This is a genomic window from Clostridium vitabionis (assembly GCF_015351765.1).
Taxonomy (GTDB): Bacteria; Bacillota; Clostridia; order Lachnospirales; family Lachnospiraceae; genus Clostridium_R; species Clostridium_R vitabionis.
Window position 1 is genome coordinate 62944 of record NZ_JADKQA010000004.1, and the last position, 23282, is coordinate 86225.

General features: G+C 59.8%; 17 protein-coding genes. 12 read left to right on the plus strand and 5 right to left on the minus strand.

Annotated elements, in window-relative coordinates:
- Positions 1-4: 4 nt before the first annotated feature.
- Entirely contained in the window at positions 5-1012 is a 1008-nt protein-coding gene (locus tag ISF27_RS13625; protein ID WP_235986208.1) for an MBL fold metallo-hydrolase, read from the plus strand.
- Positions 1013-1133: 121 nt separating this feature from the next.
- Here ISF27_RS13625 and ISF27_RS08770 read toward each other — a convergent pair whose 3' ends face one another.
- Entirely contained in the window at positions 1134-1502 is a 369-nt protein-coding gene (locus ISF27_RS08770; protein WP_194611135.1) for a VOC family protein, read from the minus strand.
- An 85-nt stretch (positions 1503-1587) separates the two neighbouring features.
- Positions 1588-2508 (minus strand): LysR family transcriptional regulator, encoded by a 921-nt coding sequence (locus ISF27_RS08775; protein WP_194611136.1) that lies wholly within the window; start codon positions 2506-2508, stop codon positions 1588-1590.
- 244 nt (positions 2509-2752) lie between these two features.
- On the opposite strand from ISF27_RS08775, the gene ISF27_RS08780 reads away from it, so the two are divergent.
- Entirely contained in the window at positions 2753-3931 is a 1179-nt protein-coding gene (locus ISF27_RS08780; RefSeq protein WP_194611137.1) for a Gfo/Idh/MocA family protein, read from the plus strand.
- Positions 3932-4053: 122 nt separating this feature from the next.
- Here the strand turns inward: ISF27_RS08780 and ISF27_RS08785 are convergent, their stop codons facing one another.
- Positions 4054-4995, minus strand: a complete 942-nt coding sequence (locus ISF27_RS08785) for an AEC family transporter (protein WP_194611138.1) — start codon at positions 4993-4995, stop codon at positions 4054-4056.
- 262 nt (positions 4996-5257) lie between these two features.
- Here ISF27_RS08785 and ISF27_RS08790 point away from each other — a divergent pair, with 262 nt between their 5' ends.
- The 7 genes from ISF27_RS08790 (at position 5258) to ISF27_RS08820 (ending at position 18097) form a co-directional block, all read left to right on the plus strand.
- Positions 5258-8995: a PD-(D/E)XK nuclease family protein gene (locus ISF27_RS08790; RefSeq protein WP_194611139.1), complete on the plus strand. Its 3738-nt coding sequence runs from the start codon at positions 5258-5260 to the stop codon at positions 8993-8995.
- Positions 8916-13499: a UvrD-helicase domain-containing protein gene (locus ISF27_RS08795; RefSeq protein WP_194611140.1), complete on the plus strand. Its 4584-nt coding sequence runs from the start codon at positions 8916-8918 to the stop codon at positions 13497-13499. Before ISF27_RS08790 ends, ISF27_RS08795 begins: the two co-directional genes overlap by 80 nt.
- Positions 13496-14314 carry a carbon-nitrogen hydrolase family protein gene (locus ISF27_RS08800; RefSeq protein WP_194611141.1) on the plus strand — a complete coding sequence of 273 codons (819 nt, stop codon included), beginning with the start codon at positions 13496-13498 and terminating at the stop codon, positions 14312-14314. Before ISF27_RS08795 ends, ISF27_RS08800 begins: the two co-directional genes overlap by 4 nt.
- Positions 14307-15647, plus strand: coding sequence for a TrkH family potassium uptake protein (locus tag ISF27_RS08805; RefSeq protein ID WP_194611142.1), 1341 nt, complete (start codon positions 14307-14309; stop codon positions 15645-15647). Before ISF27_RS08800 ends, ISF27_RS08805 begins: the two co-directional genes overlap by 8 nt.
- A 16-nt stretch (positions 15648-15663) precedes the next feature.
- Positions 15664-16311 carry a potassium channel family protein gene (locus ISF27_RS08810; RefSeq protein ID WP_194611143.1) on the plus strand — a complete coding sequence of 216 codons (648 nt, stop codon included), beginning with the start codon at positions 15664-15666 and terminating at the stop codon, positions 16309-16311.
- A gap of 18 nt (positions 16312-16329) precedes the next feature.
- Complete coding sequence (locus ISF27_RS08815; protein WP_194611144.1) at positions 16330-16893, plus strand: TIGR01440 family protein; 564 nt, start codon at positions 16330-16332, stop codon at positions 16891-16893.
- Between the two features lie 82 nt (positions 16894-16975).
- Complete coding sequence (locus ISF27_RS08820) at positions 16976-18097, plus strand: SPFH domain-containing protein (RefSeq protein WP_194611145.1); 1122 nt, start codon at positions 16976-16978, stop codon at positions 18095-18097.
- A 181-nt stretch (positions 18098-18278) separates the two neighbouring features.
- Here ISF27_RS08820 and ISF27_RS08825 read toward each other — a convergent pair whose 3' ends face one another.
- Both ISF27_RS08825 and ISF27_RS08830 read right to left on the minus strand, forming a co-directional pair.
- On the minus strand, positions 18279-19520 hold the full coding sequence (locus ISF27_RS08825) for a cation:proton antiporter (RefSeq protein WP_194611146.1): 1242 nt from the start codon (positions 19518-19520) through the stop codon (positions 18279-18281).
- A 132-nt stretch (positions 19521-19652) separates the two neighbouring features.
- Positions 19653-20273, minus strand: coding sequence for a TetR/AcrR family transcriptional regulator (locus tag ISF27_RS08830; protein ID WP_194611147.1), 621 nt, complete (start codon positions 20271-20273; stop codon positions 19653-19655).
- Positions 20274-20359: 86 nt separating this feature from the next.
- On the opposite strand from ISF27_RS08830, the gene sdaAB reads away from it, so the two are divergent.
- From sdaAB to gcvT, 3 genes are all read left to right on the plus strand, one after another.
- The gene (gene sdaAB / locus ISF27_RS08835; protein WP_194611148.1) at positions 20360-21028 is read left to right on the plus strand and encodes an L-serine ammonia-lyase, iron-sulfur-dependent subunit beta; all 669 of its coding nucleotides are present in this window, start codon (positions 20360-20362) and stop codon (positions 21026-21028) included.
- Positions 21029-21042: 14 nt separating this feature from the next.
- On the plus strand, positions 21043-21936 hold the full coding sequence (gene sdaAA / locus ISF27_RS08840) for an L-serine ammonia-lyase, iron-sulfur-dependent, subunit alpha (protein ID WP_194611149.1): 894 nt from the start codon (positions 21043-21045) through the stop codon (positions 21934-21936).
- A 236-nt stretch (positions 21937-22172) separates the two neighbouring features.
- A complete protein-coding gene (gene gcvT / locus ISF27_RS08845) occupies positions 22173-23264 on the plus strand; it encodes a glycine cleavage system aminomethyltransferase GcvT (RefSeq protein WP_194611150.1) in 1092 nt (363 codons plus the stop codon).
- Positions 23265-23282: the final 18 nt, after the last annotated feature.

The window sequence follows — 23282 nt, forward strand, 5'->3', positions numbered from 1 at the left end:
GAAAATGAGAAATACAAGGGATTCCGGCGGAGGCCGGAGAAAGGACGGAAAAATGAAGATTTCTGCGGTGAAGCTTTTTGCGGATGGGTACATGACCCAGCCATTTGCCTTCGGCGGCGAGGAGGGGCCGGCGGCGTTTGACCCGTCTGTCCGCTACCGCTCGGCGCTCACCAACTACGTGATTGACACCGGGGATGAAGTGATCCTTGTCGATACCGGCATGCCGGATGCTTTCCCGGAGCAGGTGCCGGATGAGAAGACGCCGATCTATATGGGCAGAAAGGCGGATCTCTATGTCGATGCCCTGAAAAAGGCGGGATATACGCCGGAGCAGGTTTCCCGGATCCTGATTACGCACAAGCACGCGGATCATACCGGCGCGCTGGGGGCTTTTCCGAACGCGAAGATTCTCTGCTCGGCGGAGGAAGCAAAGGCGGATGAACTGAAAAATCTGCCCAATGTTGTCCCGGTGGAATTTACCGACGGCCCGTTCGATGTGTTCCCGGCTTCCCAGACGATTGCCCCGGGCATCCACTATATCTTTGCCCCGGGCCATACGAAGGGGAACAGCATCGTCATCGTGGAGGACGGCGGCCTCTTTTACATGATTCATGGAGATATCACCTACACGGATGAAGCACTTTATCAGAACAAGCTCTCCATGGTCTTTGAGGATATCGCGGCGGCGAGGGATACGCTCGACAAGGTCCGCGCATTTATCCGTAAGCATCCGACGGTCTATGTATCGACGCACACGCCGCTCGGCTATGAGAACCTGGAGGCAAAGCGGGTGGTCGACCTGGATCACATGCCGGAGCCGATTCCGCCGAAGGCGGTGGAGGCAAAGCAGGCCACCGGAAAATACGTCTGCCCGGTGTGCGGCTATGTCTATGATCCGGCGGTTGGAGACCCGGAGCACGGCATCCCGGCGGGATGTGCCTTTGCGGATCTTCCGGAGGACTGGAAATGTCCGCGCTGCGGGCAGCCGAAGCAGGCGTTTGTGAAGGCATGAGTTTCCGCTGAAAATATTATCCCGCAGAGGTTGTCACGCCTCTGCGGGATAATTGTCTGTGGGGGCGGCAGTTCCCCTGCGGGAGGACTGCCTGTGGGCGCTTTCCCTCTCCGCGGCGGCCTTACTGCTTGCGGGCAGGGACAATCTCAATCCAGTAGCCGTCCGGGTCTTCGATGAAATAAATGCCCATCGCGGGATTTTCGAAGCAGATGCAGCCCATTTCCTTGTGGCGGGCATGCGCCGCATCCATGTCTTCCACGGCCATGGCAAGGTGAAATTCATCTTCCCCGAGGTCATATGGCTTGGTGCGGTCTTTCAGCCAGGTAAGTTCCAGCTCGAAGCCGGTTTTTCCGTCACCGAGGTAGGCCAGCGTGAAGTCATCCGTCCGTTTATAGCGGACCGGCGTTAAACCGAGGGCATCCCGGTAGAAGGCGATGCTCCGGTCAAGGTCGAGGACATTGAAGTTAAAGTGGGCAAATTGAAAGGACATGGCAGTTCTCCCTCCTGAAGGCTGTGCGTTTGCGGTTGTCTGCTTATTGTACCACAATTCCGGTACCCGGTAGCGGAAATCCAGGTCACGGGTTTTCGCTGTCCGTCACGATCAGAAATTTTTCAAACCGTCCGGCAGCACCGTAGAGTGCCTGGGATTTCAGCGAGGTGAGGAAGATTTTCCGCGCCGGAACCTCGGACGGGAGCGGGCACTGCCGGAGGGTAGCGCTGATCGCCTGGCTTCGGGGAACGATGGCATAGCCGAAGTGGTAATCAACCAGTGTGCGGATGTCGTCATCCCCCGGTGCCCGGTAGCGGAAATCCAGGGTGATCTGCTGTTCTTTGGCAAGATTTTCCAGGGCCCGGTCCATGACCGAGCCCTTTTTGTAGCCGATCAGCGGGAGGTGGCTTAAGCTCTCCCAGGAATCCGGAACTACCGTCTCGGAAATCAGTTTTCTGGAAATGATTTCCCGGGGCTCATCCCCGCTGAACAGCGGGGTCAGGAAGACCAGGGGCTCCGCCTGGATCATTACCTGCCGGAGCTCGGGATCGTCACTCTCCGAGCAGATGAGAAGATCATATAAGCCGGCCTTCAACCCGCGGACAAGCTCCGGCGTGTCGTTGGTCTGAAAGGAAAAGTGCAGATGGAGATTTTCGGATAATTGCATAAACTGCTGCATCTTTTGAGGAAAGTAGTGATGCATCAGCGGGGGAATGCAGCCGATCCGTAGCTCATGTTCGTGATTTTCGGCGAGGCGCCTCATGTGAATCCGCGCCTCATCCACATCTCTGAGGATGATGTTCGCGTGCTCTAGGAAAGCTTCTCCTTCCCTGGTGATCTTCAATTGCTGATGGGCGTGGATAAACAGGGGAACGCCGAGATCCTTCTCCAGGTTTCGGATGGCTGTGCTGAGGCTGGACTGCGCGATAAAGAGCTCCTCCGCCGCCTGCCGGAGATTGCCGGTTCTGGCGATGGCCTGAAAATAGATCACCTGATTTAAAGTCATGGAAAATATCCCTTTCTTCGATAAAAACGAACAAATGATCAGCTGTTAGAGACAGGATCATCTGACCTGACATCATGGCTTGGTGTAAGGGAAAGCCTGGTTATATTGTTAGGAATAGCAGAACAAATTTTATAATTATTGTATTTGAACTATCATAACACAGTTTTTATACTAAAGCTATCAGTGAATTGCTTCTGGATGCTGACTTTTGAGAGGGAAGAAGGGGAAAATGATGATGGAGACAATGAACAGACCGGTTGTGATCGGCACTGTGGGGGCCGGCTATGCGGCGCATCTGCACGGCAACGGATACCGCAGGGTGAGCGGCGTGCCGTTCCGGCTGAAGACAGTCTGCGATGTGAAGACGGATCTGGCGGAGCAGATAAAAGAAGCGTATGGCTACGAAAAGGTGACCGATGATTTTGAGGAAATGCTCGCCGACCCGGAGATTGATGTGATTGACATCGTCACGCCGCCATTTCTCCATATTCCGATGGCGATCCGGGCAATTCAGGCGGGAAAACATGTGATCTGTGAAAAACCGCTGACGGGATATTTCGGCCGCCCCGGGGAGGAGAATGTCGGCAGGACGACAAAGAAATCGGTCATGTACGCGGAGTGTGTAAAACAGATGGATGAACTTCGTGAGGCCCTTACGCACAGCGGCAGGAAGTTCCTCTATGCCGAAAATTTTGTTTATGCCACTCCTGTCCGCAAGGCGGCGGAGATCATCCGCGCGAAAAAATCCAAGATTCTTTTTATGAAGGGCGAGGAGAGCCTCAAGGGATCAAGTTCCCCGGTTGCGGGAAAATGGAATAAGACCGGCGGCGGAATCCTGGTCCGGACAGGGACGCACCCGCTGAGCGGCATGCTCTGGCTCAAGCAGCAGGAAGCCGTGGCGAGAGGGGAGGAGATCTCCGTGCGCAGTGTGACGGCGGATGTCGGCGTGACCACGGCCTGCCTGAATGCGTATGAGCACCGGCACATTGCGGCGAGGCCGGAGGACGTCGAGGACTATGCGGCGGTGACCGTGACATTTTCCGATGGGACAAAGTGCCTGACGATCGCCAGCGATACCGTGCTCGGCGGCTCGAAGAACTATATCGAGGTCTATGCCAACGACAACGCGCTCATCTGCAACATCACGCCGAATGACCTGCTGAACACGTACTTTCTGGATGAGGACGGCCTGGACGATGTCTATATTTCCGAGATGCTTCCCAGAAAACTCGGGTGGAATAAGGCATTTGTCAATGATGAGATCATCCGCGGCTATATGGGGGAAATGCAGGATTTCCTGGAGACCATCGCCTTTGACCGGACACCGTCTTCCGGATTCGATATCGCGTACCAGACGACAAAAATCATGTATGCGGCGTATGTCTCCGCGGAGGAAGGCAGGAGAGTCAATTTTACCGGCTGAAAGTAAATGCCAGAAAGTTCTGTAAAACTCCAAACCTACGCAGACAGGGCTGTAAGGAAACCGGAAAAATGGTTCCTTACAGCCCTGATATTTTTTGCCTTTAGCTCCAGCTTTCCGGCATCTCAGATTATCCCGATCGTCCGCAGGAGGACGATCCAGCAGAAGATGGTTCCGACGGAGAGCACCGTGCTCAGGACAACCAGCTGCCCGGACAGCTCCCCGTCGCCGCCGAGATTCCGGGCCATGGGGTAGGAGGCGGCAGCCACCGGCGTCGCGAAGAGGATCAGCACAATGAAGGTCTCGACCTGGCTGAATCCGAGCGCATGTGCGACGAAGACCGCAATCGGAGGAATGAAGACGAGGCGCGCGAGAAGCACCGGAACCAGATACCGGAGATTCTTGCCGATCGCGTTAAAGTGCAGCGTGCCGCCGAGCGTGATGATGGCGATCGGGGTAGCCAGGGAAGAGAGCTTGCTGACCGGATTCAGGATGCAGGTGGGTACCGGGATGTGAAGCAGCAGGAAAATGGATCCGCAGATGGCGCCGGAGATCAGCGGGGTGGTCAGAACATCGATGATCAGTTTTCCGGGATGAACGTCTCCGCCGTGGAAATATTCCAGGATGATGACGCTCATCACGTTGTAGATCGGGATGACAAATGCCAGGATAACCGCGCCGAGTTTTGAGCCTTCCTGGCCGAAGACAGCCTCGGCCATGGGGACGCCGAACAGCAGATAGTTGCTGCGGAAGACTGCCTGGATGATCGATCCGCATTTCGGCCGGTCGCTGACCAGCCGGGGAACGATGAGGCAGCTGATTCCCATCACGGTGTAGACGGCGGCGACACAGTAGACGGCAAAGCGGGTATCGAAGCCATCTTCCACACGGATATTGTAAAAGTTATAGAACATCATGCAGGGGAAAAACAGCTTGAAGGTGAAGGTGTTCAGTTTATTGAAGAAGTCCTCGGAGGCCAGACGGCGCTCCCGGGAGATGTATCCGATGCCGAGATAGATAATGTATGGGACACAGGCGTTCAGGGCGATAATCAGAGTGGCTAACATGTGGGGGCCTTTCTATGGCGGAGCCTCAGGAAACACCCCCTATTCTAGCATAAAGGGGCGTAATGCGGTAGAATGATATCCAGATGTGCGCCATTTTCCCGCGGACGAGGCGGGCCGCGCGCCGCGCGGAAGATGTGTGGGTCCGAGCGCCTGCGGCGCCTGGCCGCATGCGGGGGAGAATCCGCAAGGCCGTCCGCGGGCGGCCGGTCTGCGGGCTCTCTTGCCCGCATGTTCTGAACAGAAACAGGAAAGGAGCTGTCGCATGAGCTACCGCTTTTGTTTTGGCCCTTCGGGGGCTGGGAAGACCAGGCTGCTGCAGTCCCGGATGCTGGAGCGGGCGGAGGACGCCCTCCGTGCATTTGCCCGGGGCGGGGAAAATGGGGAAGCGGCGGCTTTTCCGCACTTCCTCTACGTGATTCCCGAGCAGTACTCCATGCAGACCCAGATGGATCTGGTCACCCGGAGCGCGTCCCGGGGGATCATGAATGTGGACGTGCTGAGCTTCGCCCGCATGGCGTACCGGATCTTCGGGGAGACCGGCGCGGATGAGCGTTCGGTGCTCTCCGGCGTGGGCAGGGGCCTTCTTGTCCGCCGCGCCGCGGCAAAGCACAAAAAAGACCTTCATGTCCTGGCGGACCGCATTGACCGGGTCGGGTATATCAGCAGCATCCAGGCCATCCTGACGGAGTTTATGCAGTACCAGCTGTCGCCGGAGGATGTCGGGGAAATGGCGGATTTTGCGGCAGCGAATGGCCAGCGCGCGCTGGAAGCCCGCCTCCGGGACCTGATCGTGATCTACCGCGGATTTCTGGAGGAGGAGAAGGATCGCTTCATGACCGGGGAGGAGCGGCTGGGTATCCTCGCGGAGCAGATCCCCAAGTCGGAGACGGTGCGGGACAGCGTTGTGGTGATCGACGGCTTTACCGACTTCACGCCGGTGCAGTACCGCGTGATTGCCTCGCTCCTCCTCAGCGCGAAGGAGGTTGTGATCAGCCTTACCTTCGGGGAGGACGGAGGACCGGAGCCCGCGGAGATCCGTGCGGACAGCCGCCCGGCGGAGCAGGAGCTGTTTTCACTCTCCCGGCTCACCGCGGCGAAGATTATGCGTCTCGCGGAAGAACTCCGGGTTCCCCACTCGGCGGAGCCGGACATTGTCCCCGCGGGGGATGTGCCCGGGCGCTTTCAGGGCAATTCTGCCCTGGCCTTCCTGGAGAAATCCCTGTTTCGCTTCCCGACAGCGGAGTACCGCGGGAAAGCGGCGGGCGCGGTGGCCGTGTGGAGTGCGAAGGATCCGGAGGCGGAGGTCCGCCGGATGTGCGCGCTCATCAGCCGGATGGCGAAGGAGGAAGGCTATGCCTACCGGGATTTCGGCGTCATCGTGGGGGATCTTGACCAATATCAGAACCTGGTCTGGACGGTGGCTGCGGAATACGGCCTTCCGGTTTATATCGACACGACGAGGCAGATCATCCACAATCCGGTGATTGAGGCGGTTCGGAGCGCGCTGTCGATCGCCGCCGGCGATTTCTCCTACGAGATGGTCTTCCGGTATCTCCGGAGCGGCCTTTCTGGGCTTGCCCCCCGGGACGTCGACATTCTGGAAAATTACTGCCTGGAGCACGGGATTTCCTCCCGTTCCCGCTGGGCGGCGCCATTTGCGAACGAGGAGATGGAGGTGTTCCGGAAGCAGTTTCTGGAGGAAATCGAGCCGATCCGGCTTACCGGGAAGCACACCGCCGGGGAGAGGACGGAGGCGCTCTATGCCTTTCTCGTCCACATCGGGGCGGAGGAAAAAATCAGGGCCTTTGCCGAGGCGTTCGAGCAGGCGGGAGATACCGTGCGGGCGCAGGAATTTGACCAGATCTACCGCGCTGTCGTGAATCTCATGGACCAGATCTTCGACCTCACCGGGGCTGAGGAGATCGGGGCAGCGGAGTATCTGGAGCTCATGGAGGCGGGCCTTTCCGAGATCAGCCTAGGCACGGTGCCGCGCCTGGCGGACCGGATTCTGGTCGGCGATGTGCAGCGGACCCGCATGAATGAGGTGAAGGTGCTCTTTTTCCTCGGGGCAAATGACGGGAATGTGCCGAAAAATACCTCCCAGGGCGGGTTTATCTCCGACCTGGAGCGGGAATTCCTTCTGACGTTCCGGGACGAGCTCGCCCCGACGCCGAGACAGAAAATGTACATGCAGCGCCTGCACATTTACCTGAACCTCACCCGCTGCACAGACCGGCTGTACGTGTCCTATGCCGCGTCGGACACCGATGGGTCGGCGCTCCGCCCGTCCTACATGATCGGCCTTCTTCTCCGGATGTTCCCGGATATCCGCGAGGAAAAACCGGAGGAGCTGCCGGTGACAGAGCAGATCGCGGGAAGCGCGGACGCGCACCGGGTGCTGGCGGGACAGATCCGGTCATACGCCGACGGTGCCATGAAGGCGGGCTCGGAGGAAGAGCGGGAGTTCCTCACGCTCTACGGTGTCCTCGCGGCGGACGATCTCGCGAAGGGGCCGGCGGAGGCGCCGAAAATGACCGTCTGGCGGATGCGGAAGGCGGCATTTCTCCGCTACGATCCCAAGCCCATTACAGGGGAAACTGTGGAGAAGCTGTATCACGGGAATCTCTACGGCTCTGTGTCGTCCATGGAGACGGCTGCCCAGTGCTATCTCCGCTATTTCCTCCAGCGCGGGCTCGGGCTCACGGAGCGGAGGCTGTTCACCTTTGAGAGCAGTGACCGGGGAACCGTGATGCACGACAGCGTGAAGAAGTTCGGAGAGCTTCTCCGCGAGCGCCATCTCCGCTGGCAGGACATCAGCGACAGTGAGGGGAAGGCGCTCGTCCGCGAGGCGCTGGCCGGGGCGGTCAATGGCTACCGGGGGGATCTTCTCACCGTGAGCAGCCGGAGACGGGCGCAGACCGTGCGGATGGAGAGGCTTCTGGAGCGGACAGTCCGGACGATCCGCGCCCAGCTGAGAGCGGGGGTCTTCACGCCGGTGCTGTTCGAGTACCTCTTCGGCATATCCGGTGAGTATATTCTCCCCCTGGAAAATGGCGGGACGCTCCGTATGCTTGGCCGGATTGACCGGGTGGATCTCTATGTGGAGCTGCCGGGGGGACAGCCGGAGAGCGCGGAGGAGAGTACGAAGCTTCCGGAAGGCCTGGACGGCGGTTCGGTGGTTCATGTGAAGATCGTGGATTATAAGTCGGGCATGCAGAAGCCGGATTTTGACCGGATGGCCGCCGGCCTGCAGGTGCAGCTCCTGATTTATATGGATGTCATGTGCCGGGAAATTTCCCGGAGAAATCCGAAGGCGCGGGTTGTGCCCTCGGCGGTGCTCTATTCCTGGTTCCACGATCCGGTGCTCAGGGACAAGGACGCGGTGTTCGCCGCCGTTCCTGCGGGGGAGGACGATGCCGGGCGGAATGCCGGCAGACGGGAAAAGGCAGAGCGGGAGGCTGAGGCGCTGGCGCTTCCGGCACTCACCCGGGCGCTCCGGCCGACCGGGCTTGTCTGCGGGGAGGAGATCGGGAATCTCGACCGCACGCTTGCGGCGGATCCGGCAGCCCGTGCCTCGGACTACATCCCGGCGGCGAAGAATAAGTCGGCAGACGGGAAGCCGGTCACCTATCGGAAAAGCGAAAAAGTCCTGACGGGGAGGTCTTTTGAACTCCTGATGAAGACGGTCCGGGATGCCGTCGCGGAGATTGCGCAGAACATCCTTGCCGGCAATATCACTGCCAGCCCGGTCATTCTGGATGCGGGAACCAGCGCCTGCACCTGGTGCCCCTACGCCGGGGCGTGCGGCTTCGACCCGAGGATTCCGGGGTGCAGCCGGCGTATCGTGGAAAAATGGGACCGCGGCGTGCTCGCGCCGTCAGCCGGGGACGCGCCGTCCCCCCGGGGCTCCGGAAAACCGGATGCGGGGAAAGTGGCCGATGGGCGGCCCGGACAGCCGGAACGGGGCTCCGGAAAACCGGATGCGGGGAAAGAGAGGTGAGATCATGGCCATCACATTTACACCGAAGCAGACGAAGGTACTGAATGCGCGGAATCACAATATTCTGGTGTCCGCCGCCGCGGGCAGCGGTAAGACCGCCGTCCTGGTGGAGAGAATCGTGCGCATGATCTCCGACCCGGAAAAGCCGCTGGACATCGACCGGCTGCTGGTGGTGACATTTACCAGGGCGGCCGCCGCCCAGATGCGGGAGAGAATCGGAAAGGCGATCTCGAAAAAGCTGATGGATGACCCGGGAAACCGCCATCTCCAGAAGCAGGAAATCCTGCTGCACCACGCGCAGATCACGACGATCGACAGTTTCTGCAGCACCCTTCTGCGCAATAATTTCAGCGAGATCGGGCTGGATCCCGCCTTCCGGGTCATGGATGAGAATGAGGCGGAGCTGCTGGAAAAGGACGTGATGGAGGCATTCCTGGAGAAGGCCTACGACCGCCACATGGGGGACGGCGGGGAGACCCCGGAGGGGTTCGACGACGGGCTGACCGATGACGAGTTCCGGGAAATGACCGACTATTTCTGTGATCAGATCGACGATGACCGTCTGTCCGGCTTGATGTTTACCCTGTACAGGGCGGCGGCCTCCCATCCGGGCATGGAACGGTGGCTCAGGGACAGGGAGAAGGACTATGCCTGCGGCTCGGAGGAGGAAATGTTCTCCTCGGCATGGATCAGGGAGCTGCTGGAACCGGGTCTTCTCGCCCTGCGGAGTGTCTATGCGGCGTATCTCCGGATGGAGGAAATCTGCCTGTCCCCCCTGGGACCGGGAAAATATTATGCGCCGGAGGATCCGGGAAAGAAGCCGTCCGGGCTGCTGATCCGCGGGGAGAAGGAATATCTGGAACGCCTTTTCGGCGGGGCGGATGTCCCGGCAAAAATTGACGAAATGCTCCGGGAGCTCCGGGATCCGGCGGCGGACTGGCGGAAAATCCGCGCGATGGCGGAGGTGCTCTCCGAGGCGGCGGAGCTTCCATTTGAATCCCTTCCGCGGATGGTATATAAGAAGAAGGAGAAGGAGGCGGCGGACTTTGCCGAGCGGCAGCGGCTCCAGAACCAGGTGAAGGAGCTGCGGGATCAGGCGAAGAAAACCTGCGCGGATTTCGTCCGCTATACCGCGCTGGCCGAGGAAATCCCGCCCGCCGGAGGCTCCGGCGGATCCGGCAGCGGAAACCTGGAAAATCCATCCCGCCAGGCATCCGCCGAGCTTCACCGGATGCGCCGGGCGGCGGGGCCGGCGTCCTCCCTCGCGAAAATCACGCTGGCCTATCTCCGGGAGCTTGATCAGGCGAAGAAGGACAGGAATGTCATCGATTTCGCGGATATGGAGCGGTATGCGCTCCGCGTGCTGATCCGGGAGGAGGACGGCGTTCTCCGCCCGACCCCGGCGGCACTCGCCTGCCGGCGGTATTACGAGGAGGTCCTGATCGACGAGTACCAGGACAGCAACGAGGTGCAGGAACTTCTTCTCGGCGTCATCGGCGGGGATCTGGATATGTGCCGCGGCACCGGAAAGGAGGACCAGCGGCGCTACGCCCGCTTCATGGTGGGCGATGTGAAGCAGAGCATCTACCGCTTCCGCGGGGCCTGCCCGGAGCTCTTTATCGAGAAGTTTTCCAGTTACCGGGAAAATGATCCCGTGACGGAGCGGATCGACCTGGACCAGAACTTCCGGAGCCGTCCGGAGGTGCTGGACGCGGCGAACGCGGTTTTCCGGCACATCATGCGCCGGGAGATCGGCGGGGTGGATTATGACGGGGCGGCGTCCTTAAAGGCGGGCGCCTCCTATCCGCCGGGGGAGGTTCCCGGGGCGTATACCGCGGAGCTGATCGCGGTGGAGACGGAGGAGGATGGCACAGGCGCGGATTCCGCAGAGAGCGACAGCGCGGGCGCGGAGGCGGGCGGAAAGCGCGCGGAGGCCGCAGGCGCTGCGGAAAATGGCGCGGATGCTGCGGAAAATGGCGCGGGCGCGGAGGCGGATAACGCCGAGAGCATTTCCTCGAAGGAGAAAGAGATCCTTGCCATCACCCGCAGGATCCGGCAGCTCACCGGCGCGGATCCCGGCGAGGACGGAAGAAGCGCCCGGCCGCTCATGGTGACGGATGAGGAGACGGGGGAACTCCGCCCGGTGAGATACAGCGACATCGTGATCCTGCTGCGCTCGCAGGTGACCTGGAACGATGAATACCGGAAAATTTTTGAGCAGGAGGGGATCCCGATCCTCATCGAAAACCAGGCGGGGTATTTCGAGACCGCGGAAATCCGGGAGATTCTCTGCCTCCTGGAAACCCTGGACAACCCCAGGCAGGATATTCCGCTGTATGGCGTGATGCGGGGATATTTCGGCGGATTCACCGAGGACGAAATCGGGCAGGTCCGGGCCGCGGCGCCGCGGGGGATGCTGCTCTGCGGCTGTCTCGAGAGCGCGGCGGGAAGAAGCGCCGCGGAGGAATCGTCAGACGGCGAAGGGGAAAGCGCCGCGGAAGAACCATCAGGCGGTGAAGGAAGAAGCACCGCGGAGGAATCCGAAAAAGCGGCGGGAAGCGGGATTTCCCCGGAGCTCAGGGAGAAATGTGCCCGGCTTCTCGACAGGATCGATGCGCTCCGGAAGGAGGCGGAGGCCGTGTCGATCCACGAGCTTCTCGGCCATATCCTCTATGATTCCGGGTTTGCCGCATTTGCGGCGGCTCTTCCCTCGGGAAATCAGCGGAGCGCCAATCTCCGCTTCCTCGTGGAGAAAGCGCAGGATTTTGAAAAAACATCTTATACCGGACTTTTTCAATTTTTGCGCTATATCGACCAGATCAGAAAATACAGCGTCGATTACGGCGAGGTCAGCGTCCGTGACGAGAAGGCAGAGGGCGTCCGCGTCATGACGATCCACAAGAGCAAGGGGCTGGAATTTCCGGTCTGCTTTGTGGCCGGGCTCGCGTCCCGGTTCTCGGCGAAGGACACCGGCGGTCCCCTGCTGTTAGACGGGGAACTGGGCATGGGCATCGACTATTTTGAGGAGGAGACCCGCTCCATCTGCCCGACGCTCAGGAAGGAGGCGATTGCGCAGAAGATCCGCCGGGATTCCCTGGGGGAGGAACTCCGGGTGCTCTATGTGGCGATGACGAGAGCGAAGGAGAAGCTGATCCTGGTGGGGAATGTGAAATCTCTCGGGAAGCGGCTCGGGGAGCTCACCTCCGGCGGGCTTCGCATGAACGCGGGCGGAAAGCTCCCGGCGGAGATGATCGCCGGATCGGGAAGTTTTCCGGCGCCCCGGTCCTATTTTGACCTGCTGCTCATCGCGCTCAGCGCGGAGCTTCTCGCCGCGGGCGGGGTGGATCTGCTCCCCGGCACGGAGGGCGAGGCTGCCCCGGAAGATCTGATATCCGGTATGCGTGAGGGCACGGGAGGCCTTCCTGTCCGGCTCTCCGTGGTTTCCGTGAAGAATCTCGCTTCCTCCCGGGAGGAAGGGCAGAGAAGTATCTCGGACCGGATCAGCCTCCTGATGGAGCTGGAAAATGCCACCGCAGACGCCCTTCCGGATCCCGCCCTCGCAAAGCGGCTCCGCCGGCGGTTCTCCCGCCAGTATTCCCACCAGAATCTGGACGGCCTGTGCCTGGTGACCACGGTCAGCGAGATCAAGCAGGCGGCGATGGCAGGAAGCGAGGAGGAGGGCGGAGAGACCGCAAGGGATTTCTACCGGAAGCACAAGCCGGAGGAGTATATTCCGCGGTTTGCCCGGGAGGCGGAGACCGCAGGCTGCGGGGATGATATTTTCCCGGACGCGGTGAGAGCCGCGGAAGGTTCCCCGCTGCCCGGCGGCGCCGGACAGCAGAACCCCGCCACCGATGCGGGACGGGAGACATCACCCGGCGGCGCCGGACGGCAGAACCCCGCCGCCGATGCGGGACAGGAGACATCGCCCGGCGGCGCCGAGCGGGGGACGGCCGTCCACCGCGTCTGCGAGCTCATGGATTACCGGCGGTTTCCGGAGCCTGCGGCGGTGACGGAGCGGGAATATGAGGACTGGAAGCGTGAGCTTGTCCGGAAGGGAAAACTTACCGGAAGGCAGGCAAAGCTCGTTCCCTTTGCCGCGATGCGGCGGTTTCTGGCATCGGGGATTGCCGCCAGGATGGCGGCGGCGGACAGGGCGGGCCTTCTCCGCCGGGAGCAGGTCTTCGTCCACGGGATCAATGCTGACCGGCTGTATCCGCATTTCCCGAGGGAGGAGACCATCCTCGTCCAGGGAATCATCGACGCCTTTTTTATCGAGGCGGTGGAGAAGGGAAGCCGCAGGCTTGTCCTGATCGATTACAAGACTGACCGCGTGAACTCTGGGGAAGAACTGCTTGACCGCTACCGGATCCAGCTTGAGCTGTATTCTGATGCCCTGGCGGATATGTTTCATCTGCCGGTGTCGGCGGAGATCTTTTCCTTTGCCCTCGGCAGGGAGGTCCCGGTTCCCGCGGAAGGAAAGAGACTGGAGGAATTGACATGAGAATTGCACTAGCGCAGATGGCAATGAGCGGGGATAAACAGGGCAACCTGATGAAAAGCCTGACCATGCTGGAGAAGGCGGCGGAGCGGAAAGCGGATCTCATCCTCTATCCGGAGGTCCAGCTCTCCCCGTTTTTCGCCCAGTTCCCGGGAAATGTCGGCGGCTGCTGCGGCGGGGCGATGGGACCGGAGGCGATCGGGGCGGATGACCCGGTTTTCCGGATGTTCCGGGAATTCTGCCGGAAATACCGCATCATGGCTTCCCCGAACTTCTATTATCGGGAGAATGGGAAGAATTACGATGCGAGCTTTCTGATTGCCCGGAACGGCGACCTGCTGGGCTGCCAGAAGATGGTCCATGTGGCCCAGATGCCGCAGTTTTATGAGCAGGACTACTACACCCCGTCGGATGACGGTTTCCATGTCTTCGACACGGAATTCGGGAAAATCGGCATTGTCGTCTGCTTCGACCGGCATTTCCCGGAGAGTGTCCGGACCGAGGCGGTCCGCGGCGCGGAGCTGGTCCTGATTCCGACGGCCAATACCGCCGCGGAGCCCATGGAGCTCTTTGAACAGGAGGTCCGGGTCGAGGCGTACCAGAACAGCTGCTTTATCGCCATGGCCAACCGGACCGGCGTGGAGGCGGCGATGGAATTTGCCGGGCAGTCGATCGCGGTGAATCCCGAGGGGGATACGATCGCAAAATCGAATCAGGATGAAGACCTTCTGCTGGTGGATATCGATCTCGGCGAGGTGAAAAAAGCGAGAGAGAAGCGGCCATATTTCCCGCTCCGGAGGAAAGAATGGTATGCGTGAGAATTTTTGGCTGAGAAAGGTCAAGCATTTATCCAGTTTCCAGGTGATCCTGTTCGGATTTCTGGGCGTGATCCTGCTGGGCGCCCTGCTGCTCATGCTTCCGGTCTCGTCCTCGGCGGGCACGGTTACCCCGTTTTCCGACGCGGTGTTCACCTCAACCTCGGCGGTCTGCGTGACCGGCCTGGTGGTCCGCGACACGGCCCGCTGCTGGTCCCTGTTTGGGAAATTCGTGATCATCACGCTGATCCAGATCGGCGGCCTGGGGGTGGTGACGATCGCGGTGACACTGACGATGTTTTCGGGGAGGAGGATCTCCCTGATGCAGCGCAGTGTCCTGCAGGAATCGATCTCGGCGAGCCAGGTGGGCGGGATTGTCCGGCTGACCCAGTTTATTTTGAAAGTCACGTTCTCGATCGAGCTCATCGGCGCGGCGGTCATGTGTCCGGTGTTTTGCCGGGATTTCGGGCCGGTTAAGGGAGCCGGCTATGCCCTGTTTCACTCGGTTTCCGCTTTCTGCAACGCCGGGTTCGACCTTATGGGCGTCCGCGAGCCGTTTTCCTCGGTGACGGCGTACCGCGCGAATCCCGTGATCAATCTCACCCTGATGTGCCTCATTATCATCGGCGGGATCGGGTTTCTCGTATGGCAGGATCTTGTGCGGAACGGCTTGCATTTCCACCGATACAGGCTGCAGACCAAAGTGGCGGTCACGGCATCGGCGGTGCTGATCTTCGCGCCTGCCGTGTGGTTCTTTTTCGCGGAATTTGCCGGGCTTCCGGTGGGGGAGAGGTTCTGGGCGTCGCTTTTTCAGTCGGTGACGGCGCGGACGGCCGGATTTAACACGGAGAATCTTGACGCGCTCTCCGACAGCGGGAAAATGCTGATGATCGTCCTCATGCTGATCGGCGGTTCTCCGGGCTCTACAGCCGGCGGTATGAAGACGACGACCGTCGTGCTGCTGCTCGCCTCGGCGGCAGCCGCATTTACCAGCCGGAAGGACACCATCCTGTTCCGGCGGCGGGTGGAGGACGGCATTGTGAGGAGGGCCTCAGCGATCCTGACGATGTATCTCGAGCTGTTTCTCCTGAGTGCCATGATCATCAGCAGGGTTGAGGGGATTCCCCTGCAGACCTGTATGTTTGAGACCGCCTCGGCCCTGGGGACGGTGGGACTTACGCTGGGCATCACGACGAAGCTGGGATGGATTTCCCGCGCGATCCTGATTGTGCTGATGTTTTTCGGGAGAGTTGGCGGGCTCACCATTATCTATGCCGCGCTCGGCATGCACCCGCATCTTGCGGAATATCCTCACGAAGATATGATGGTGGGATGAGCGGAAGGGAGAAATTATGAAGACAATTTTGTTGATCGGGCTCGGCCGCTTCGGCCGCCACGCCGCCATGCGCCTCCATGCGCTCGGGCATCAGATCATGGCCGTGGATAAGAGCGAGGACCGGGTCCAGGCGGTCCTGCCCTATGTGACGAACGCGCTGGTGGGTGATTCCACCAGGAGAGATTTTCTTGAGTCCCTGGGGATCCGGGACTTCGACCTCTGCATCGTGGCGATCGGCGATGATTTCCAGAGCTCCCTGGAGACGACGGCATTTCTCAAGGAGCTCGGGGCAAAGCGGGTGGTCGCCCGCGCCTCGCGTGACGTCCACGCGAAGTTTCTCCTGAGAAATGGTGCGGACGACGTCGTCTACCCGGAAAAGCAGATGGCGGAGTGGACGGCGATGCGCTACAGCTCAGAGCACCTGTTCGACTATTTCTCTATGGGGGACGGCTATGCGGTCATGGAGATCGGGGTGCCCGCGGAATGGGTCGGCAAGTCCATCCGGGAGCTGGATCTGCGCCGGAAGGCCGGCATGAATATTCTCGGGGCGAAGCAGAACGGGCATATCAATATGAAAATTCAGCCGGATATGGTTCTTTCCGACAAGGAGACCCTGCTGGTTCTCGGCCAGGAGGATGATTTTCAGAAGATTATCCGCGGATAACGGAAAGGAGTGGTCATCATGGCACTGGAGGAAATTGAGAAGGAGAGCTATCAGGCGGTCACGGAGATCTGTGAGGCGGCGCATCTTGCCCGGGGAAATGTCTTCGTGGTGGGCTGCTCGACCAGCGAGGTCCTCGGGCAGAAAATCGGGACGAACACGAATATGGATGTGGCGGAGGCTTTGTACCGCGGCATCACCCGCGCGCTGGATGAGCGGGGAATTTTCCTTGCCGCCCAGTGCTGTGAGCACCTGAACCGGGCGCTGGTTGTCGACCGCGCGGTCATGGAGCGCTATGACCTCGAGCAGGTCAACGCGATCCCGCAGCCGAACCACGCCGGGGGCGCATTTGCGACAGCTGCCTATAAAAACGGGGCGGATCCGGTTCTCGTGGAGAGCCTGGATGCCCGGGCGGACGCCGGCATTGACATCGGGGATACCCTGATCGGCATGCATATCCATCCCGTGGCCGTGCCGCTGCGCATTTCCCGAAAGACGATCGGGGAGGCGCATATCACCTGCGCGAGGCGCCGTCCGAAATACACCGGCGGACAGAGGGCAATCTATGACCCGAAACTGATGTGAGACCGGCTGCGCGGAACCCTGTGCCGGGAATATCCTGGGCGGGGATCCTTATCCTGCTGTTTGATTATTGGAGGAAAATTTTATGGGACTGATTCGAGGACTTGTTTCCGGTGCGTCATCTACACTGGCGGACCAGTGGAAGGAATATTTTTACTGTGAGGCGATCCCCGCGGACACGATCGCGGTTCGGGGGCACAAGCGGGTAAGCGCGCATTCCAGCAACCGGGTTGATGATAATATCATCACCACCGGTTCCGTCGTGGCGGTAGCGGACGGGCAGTGCATGCTGATCGTGGACAACGGCAAGGTCGCGGAGGTCTGCGCGGAGCCCGGGGAATACCGCTATGACGCATCGGCGCAGCCGTCGGTTTTCGCCGGAAAGCTGGGGGACAGCATCGGCGAGGTGTTCCGGGAGATCGGGAAGCGCTTTACCTTCGGCGGCCAGCCCGCGACGGACCAGAGGGTCTACTACTTTAACACGAAGGAAATGCCGGGGATCAAGTACGGGACGGCGAACCCGGTGCCGTTCCGGGTGGTGGATCCGCACGCCAATCTGGATGTGGATATCGAGGTCCGCTGCTTCGGGGAGTACAGTATCCGGGTCACGAATCCGGTGCTGTTCTATACCAATGTCTGCGGAAATTTCCGGGACACCTACAAGGTCAGTGAGATCAGCGACCAGCTGCGGTCGGAGCTTCTGACTGCCCTTCAGCCGGCCTTCGCCGAGATCAGCGCCCAGGGCGTGCGCTACAGCGCGGTTCCGGCGCACGCCGCCGAGCTGGCGGATTCCCTGAACCACCAGCTGGACAGCAAGTGGCGGGATCTCCGCGGGATTGAAATTGTTTCCTTCGGCGTCTCCTCCATCAGCGCATCCGAGGAGGATGAGCAGATGATCAAGGATATGCAGCGGACGGCGGCGCTCAAGGATCAGAGCATGGCGGCGGCGACGCTGGTTGCCGCGCAGGCGGAAGCCATGAAGGAGGCGGCGAAGAACCCGAATGGCGCGATGGCGGGATTCATGGGCTTCGGCATGGCGCAGAACGCAGGGGCGAATAACGGCATGAATGTCGGACAGATGTATCAGGCAGGCCAGGCGCAGAACGCGGCGCGGCTTGTGAAGTTCTGCCCGGAGTGCGGCTATAAGATTCCGGATCCGGAGAACCCGCCGAAATTCTGCCCGAACTGCGGAAAGCCGGTGCTGTAAGCGGGGAAATTCCCAAAAAACAGGGAGTGTGCATGTGCGGTGATCGGACATCCGGGCGGAATCCCGCCCGGGAGATACCCGGCGCTCAGCCTGCGGCATGAACGCTGTGCTATTTCTCCGAGGATCCCGGCGCTCAGCCTGCGGCATGAATGCTGTGCTATTTCTCCGCGGATCCCGGCGCTCAGTCTGCGTCCTCTTTCCCGGGATCCCCCGCGTGGATTTCTCCGGCAAGCTCGAAACCCTTCTTTGCCGCAAAAACGGCGATGATCTCATTGATCACGGCGGCAGCGGCGATCGTCCCCTGGATGATCTTTGCGAGATCAGGAAGCGGGGACAGGGTAGCGCAGGCAATGCCTGTGAATACCAGGGAGACGCCGGAATGGGGCAGGAGTGTCAGGCCGAGGTATTTCTGCACGGTGTCTGGCAGATGGGTTACCGTGGCGCCGAAGCGGGCACCAAAATATTTGCCAAATGCGCGGGCGGCGATATAGATGAAGGTGTACAGGCCGGCGCCGAGAATCAGGTGGTAGTCCAGCGGTGCGCCGAGGTTTACGATCGTCGCGAGCAGTGAGACGCCGAGGAACGGCGAGAAGCCATGGGTCAGGATGTCCACCTGTTTCTGGGGGAGCAGGTTGGAAAACACGGCCGCGAAGGAAACTCCCATCAGGGTGTAATTGAGGGAGATGCCGGGGAGGAGCACCGCGTTGAAGACCCAGCCGGTGAGTTCGACCACTGTGATGCCGGCGAGGAGCGTGAGGAGGCCAAGGCGGACATTTTCCAGATGCTTCAGGATCAAGGCAAAGGGAAAGCCAACCGCAACACCGAGCAGGACAGGCAGGAAAATGAGAACGGGGATCAGAAGCGGGCTTCCGCTGCTGCCGGACACTTTTCCGGCGATCACGGCGTTCACGGTGAAGAAGACGGCGATGCCAACCACGTCATCCATGATGGCCATCGGGAGGAGTGTGTCCGTCACCGGGCCTCTGGTATGAAATTCGGTCACGATGGAGACCGCGGGAGCCGGGGCGGTGGCGAGAGCAATGCCGCCGAACACGAAACCTAGCCAGAACGGAACGCCCCGGATGGCGAAAATTACGCAGAATGCCAGGGAGACAACCGCAAAGGTGCCGAGGGACTGGGTCAGCGTCGTGATGATCAGCGCCCGTCCGTAGCTCCTGATATTGTTCCAGACGAGCTCGGCGCCAAGCATGATGCCGAATGCGGTGGCAAACCAGTTGATGAGAACAGAGTAAACGGAATTTTTGAGCAGCGTATCGGGCATCAGGCTGAGCGCATGCGGGCCGAGCAGCATGCCGGCGATCAGCCATCCCAGGATGGCCGGCATTTTGAATTTCCGTATCAGCTGTCCGGCGAGAGCGGCGAGGACAAGTGCCATCATCCAGCGAAGAAAATCTATCGTCATCATAAACCCTCCAGAGTATGACTTTCTGACAGCGATTGTCATTGTTCAGCACAAGCCGGGGAAGCTCTGCGCAATGACCGCGGAAGACGGTACCGCGGCTCCTCCCCCGGCCTGAACAGATACCGGCGTTCTTTATTTTCCGGAAGCCTGGGGATTGTCCGGGGCTTTGGCGATCCCGAACAGGATCCGGTCCAGAATCTCCGGAAGCACCTGCTCGTGCAGGCGCATTTTTTCCGCCAGGTCACGGAACCGCAGTTTCGGACTGCTGAAATAGCCGTTCAGCAGTTCCTGCATCAACGCGAGCCAGTCCACGGCCTTTTCCGGGGTAACGCCCTCGCGGAGGGTCATGCCGGCGATCAGGTTCCCATAGGCTCTCCGGTTCAGCATATCCAGTGGGAGGAGAATCTCCTCGATCCGGCCGGCAAGATTCGGCGCAGGATTCAGCATGCCGTCAAAAAAGATCCGGGCTTCCTCCGGGTACTGTTCAAAAAAAATCAGCCTGGCGTTCAGGCAATCCCGGGAATCCTCCACATGCGGGGTGAGAAATTGGACGAGATGATTTACGCAGATTTCCAGGCAGGCGAGATAGAGCTCGTCTTTTCCTTTGAAGTGATGATAAAAAAGGCCTTTTGTGATGCCATGCCCGCAGATGCGGTTGACTGTTCCGGCGGCATAGCCGTTCTGCCCAAATTCCTGGAAGGCCGCGTCCAGAATCTTCTTCCGGGTAATTTCCGAGCGTTCCTCCTGTGTCATAGCTCTCCTCCCTGAAAAGATAAAATAGACCAACCGGTCAATTTTATAGCACAGATCAGCGGGGGAGTCAAGAAAGAAAGGTAGAGATGAAGTTCCAAAGCATTTTTGATGTGATTGGGCCAAATATGATCGGGCCGTCAAGCTCCCACACCGCCGGGGCGGCCCTGATCGGGCTCATGGCGAGGAAGCTCTTTAATGAGCAGATTGTGCGGGCGGATTTTACCCTCTATGAATCCTTTGCCAGGACAGGCCGGGGGCATGGCACCGACCGCGCGCTGCTCGGCGGCGTGATGGGATTTGCCACCGATGATCTCCGGATCCGGGATGCCTTTGCCTGCGCCGCGCAGCAGGATCTTTCGTACACCTTCACTTTTGACACGGTGATGAGGATGTCCCACCCGAATACGGTGGATATCCTGCTCACCGGTGTGGATAACAGCCGGATGGCCGTCCGTGGAGAGTCTCTGGGCGGAGGAAAGATCATGATTACCCGGATTGACGGGATCGAGGTGGAATTTACCGGCGAGTACCCCACGCTGATTGTCAGGCATACGGACACCCCCGGGGTTGTCGCTTCCATCACACGGGTACTTGCCGAGCGCCGGGTGAATCTGGCGTTCATGCGCCTGTTTCGGGAAAAGCGCGGGGAAAACGCCTGCACGGTCGTGGAATCTGACGACAGGATTTCCCCGGAGGCGGTTGAGGAGATCAGGAAGAATCCGGCGGTTCGAAAGACAATTCTGATTGAGATCTGAGGAGAGAGGGCAGGATGAAGGAGCAGAGGACAGATTTTCAGACCGGGGCGGAGCTTCTTGCGATCTGTTCGGAAGAGCAGATGAAGATCCCGGAGGTGATGATGCGAAGGGAGATTGTTCACGGGGGCAGGACAGAGCAGGATATCCGCGGCAGATTCGGCAGGGTTCTCTCCATCATGCGCAGTGCCGTCCGGGATCCGGTGGATCATCCGAGAAAATCCATGGGCGGGCTGATCGGTGGGGAGGCGGCAAAGGTTGCTGCTTTCGGCGATTCCAAGATGAGCCTGTGCGGCCCGCTGATGAACAGGATGATCACCTATAGTCTTGCTGTGCTCGAGGTCAACGCCTCCATGGGGCTGATTACGGCGGCACCGACCGCGGGTTCCGCAGGCGTCCTCCCGGCAGCCCTCCTCGCGGTCAGCGATGAAAAGGGGCTTCCTGACGAACAGGTTTACCGGGGGATGCTCACGGCATCCGCCATCGGCTATCTGCTGATGGCAAATGCCTCGGTTTCCGGCGCGGAAGCCGGATGCCAGGCGGAAATCGGATCCGCCTCCGCCATGGCCGCGGGCGCCCTTGTCGAGGTGATGGGCGGCTCCCCGGAGCAGGTGCTCAGTGCCGCGGCGGTGGCGCTGGCCAATGTCCTGGGGCTGGTCTGTGATCCGGTTGCCGGGCTGGTGGAGATTCCCTGCCAGTCCCGGAATGTGATGGGGGCGCTGAATGCGGCTGCCTGTGCGCAGATGTCGCTGGCCGGAGCCGGATTTCCCATTCCCTTTGATGAGATGGCGGACGCCATGCTGCGCGTCGGAAAAAGTATCTCGTACGAGCTGAGAGAGACCGCGCTGGGCGGAACGGCGGCCACGAAGACCGGCTGTGCCCTGAAGGAGCGCCTTTTCGCGAAAAAATAAAAGCTGTGCCGAAAACAAAAATCAGACCTGTTTGGAAGGGGCTGTTGCAATTCCACTTTTTGATGGAATCGTGACGGCTCCTTTTTTTGTATCCAATTATGGAAGGTGCGGGGCATAAAAAGTTGTTAAAAGCCATGGAATTGCACATAATATCTGCTAAAATGTAAGTATGCGCATAAAAATCGGATAAAAACAATAAAATGACATCAATTTCACAAAAAGGAGGTGATGGAAGGATGGACAAAAAAACCGTCCTTTACGACACACATGTTGCTCTGGGCGCGAAGATGATCCCTTTCGGGGGCTATATCATGCCCGTGCAGTATACCGACATTCTCAAGGAGCATATGGCGGTCCGGACAGCGGTTGGGCTCTTTGATGTCTCCCATATGGGGGAAGTGACGCTGAAGGGACCCGACGCGCTGAAGAATCTCAATGCAATCCTGACCAATGATTTCACAAACATGAAGGAGGGCAGGTGCCGTTACAGCCCGATGTGCAATGCGGACGGCGGGGTGGTCGATGACCTCATTGTCTATAAGATGGGGGAAAATGATTACTATATTGTGGTCAATGCCGCCAACCGGGAGAAGGATGATAACTGGATCCGTGACCATCTGGCCGGAGACGTTGTTTTTGAGGATATCGGGGATCGCGTCGCGCAGATTGCCGTCCAGGGGCCAAAGTGTGCGGAGCTGCTCACGAAGCTTACGTCGGAGGAAAATCTTCCGCAGAAATACTATACGTTCTATAAGGACCGCGTGGTCGGCGGCGTGAACTGCCTGATCTCCCAGACCGGATATACCGGGGAGTACGGGTTTGAACTGTACTGCGATGCCGGCGACGCAGTGCGTCTCTGGAACGCGCTCATGGATGCCGGGAAGGATCTCGGGGTTCTCCCCTGCGGGCTCGGAGCCAGGGATACCCTGAGGCTGGAAGCGGCAATGCCGCTCTATGGACATGAGATGGATGATACCGTGAGCCCGCTGGAAACCGGGCTCGGATTTGCCGTGAAAATGAACAAGGGGGATTTTATCGGCAGGGAGGCGATTCTCCGGAGGGGAGAGCCGAAGATCATGCGGGTAGGCCTCCGGGTCACGGGGAAAGGAATTGTCCGCGAGAAGGCGGAGCTTCTGGCGGAGGACGGGACAGCCGCCGGGCATACGACATCGGGGACCTATCTGCCGTATCTTCAGGGCGCCTACGCGATGGCGCTTGTCGACAGGGCATACGGCGTGCCGGGGACAAAGCTTACCGCGCTTGTGAGGGGCCGGCAGATTTCCACGGAAGTGGTTCCGCTGCCGTTCTATAAAGCAGCAAAACATTGACGGATATTTTTTAGGGGA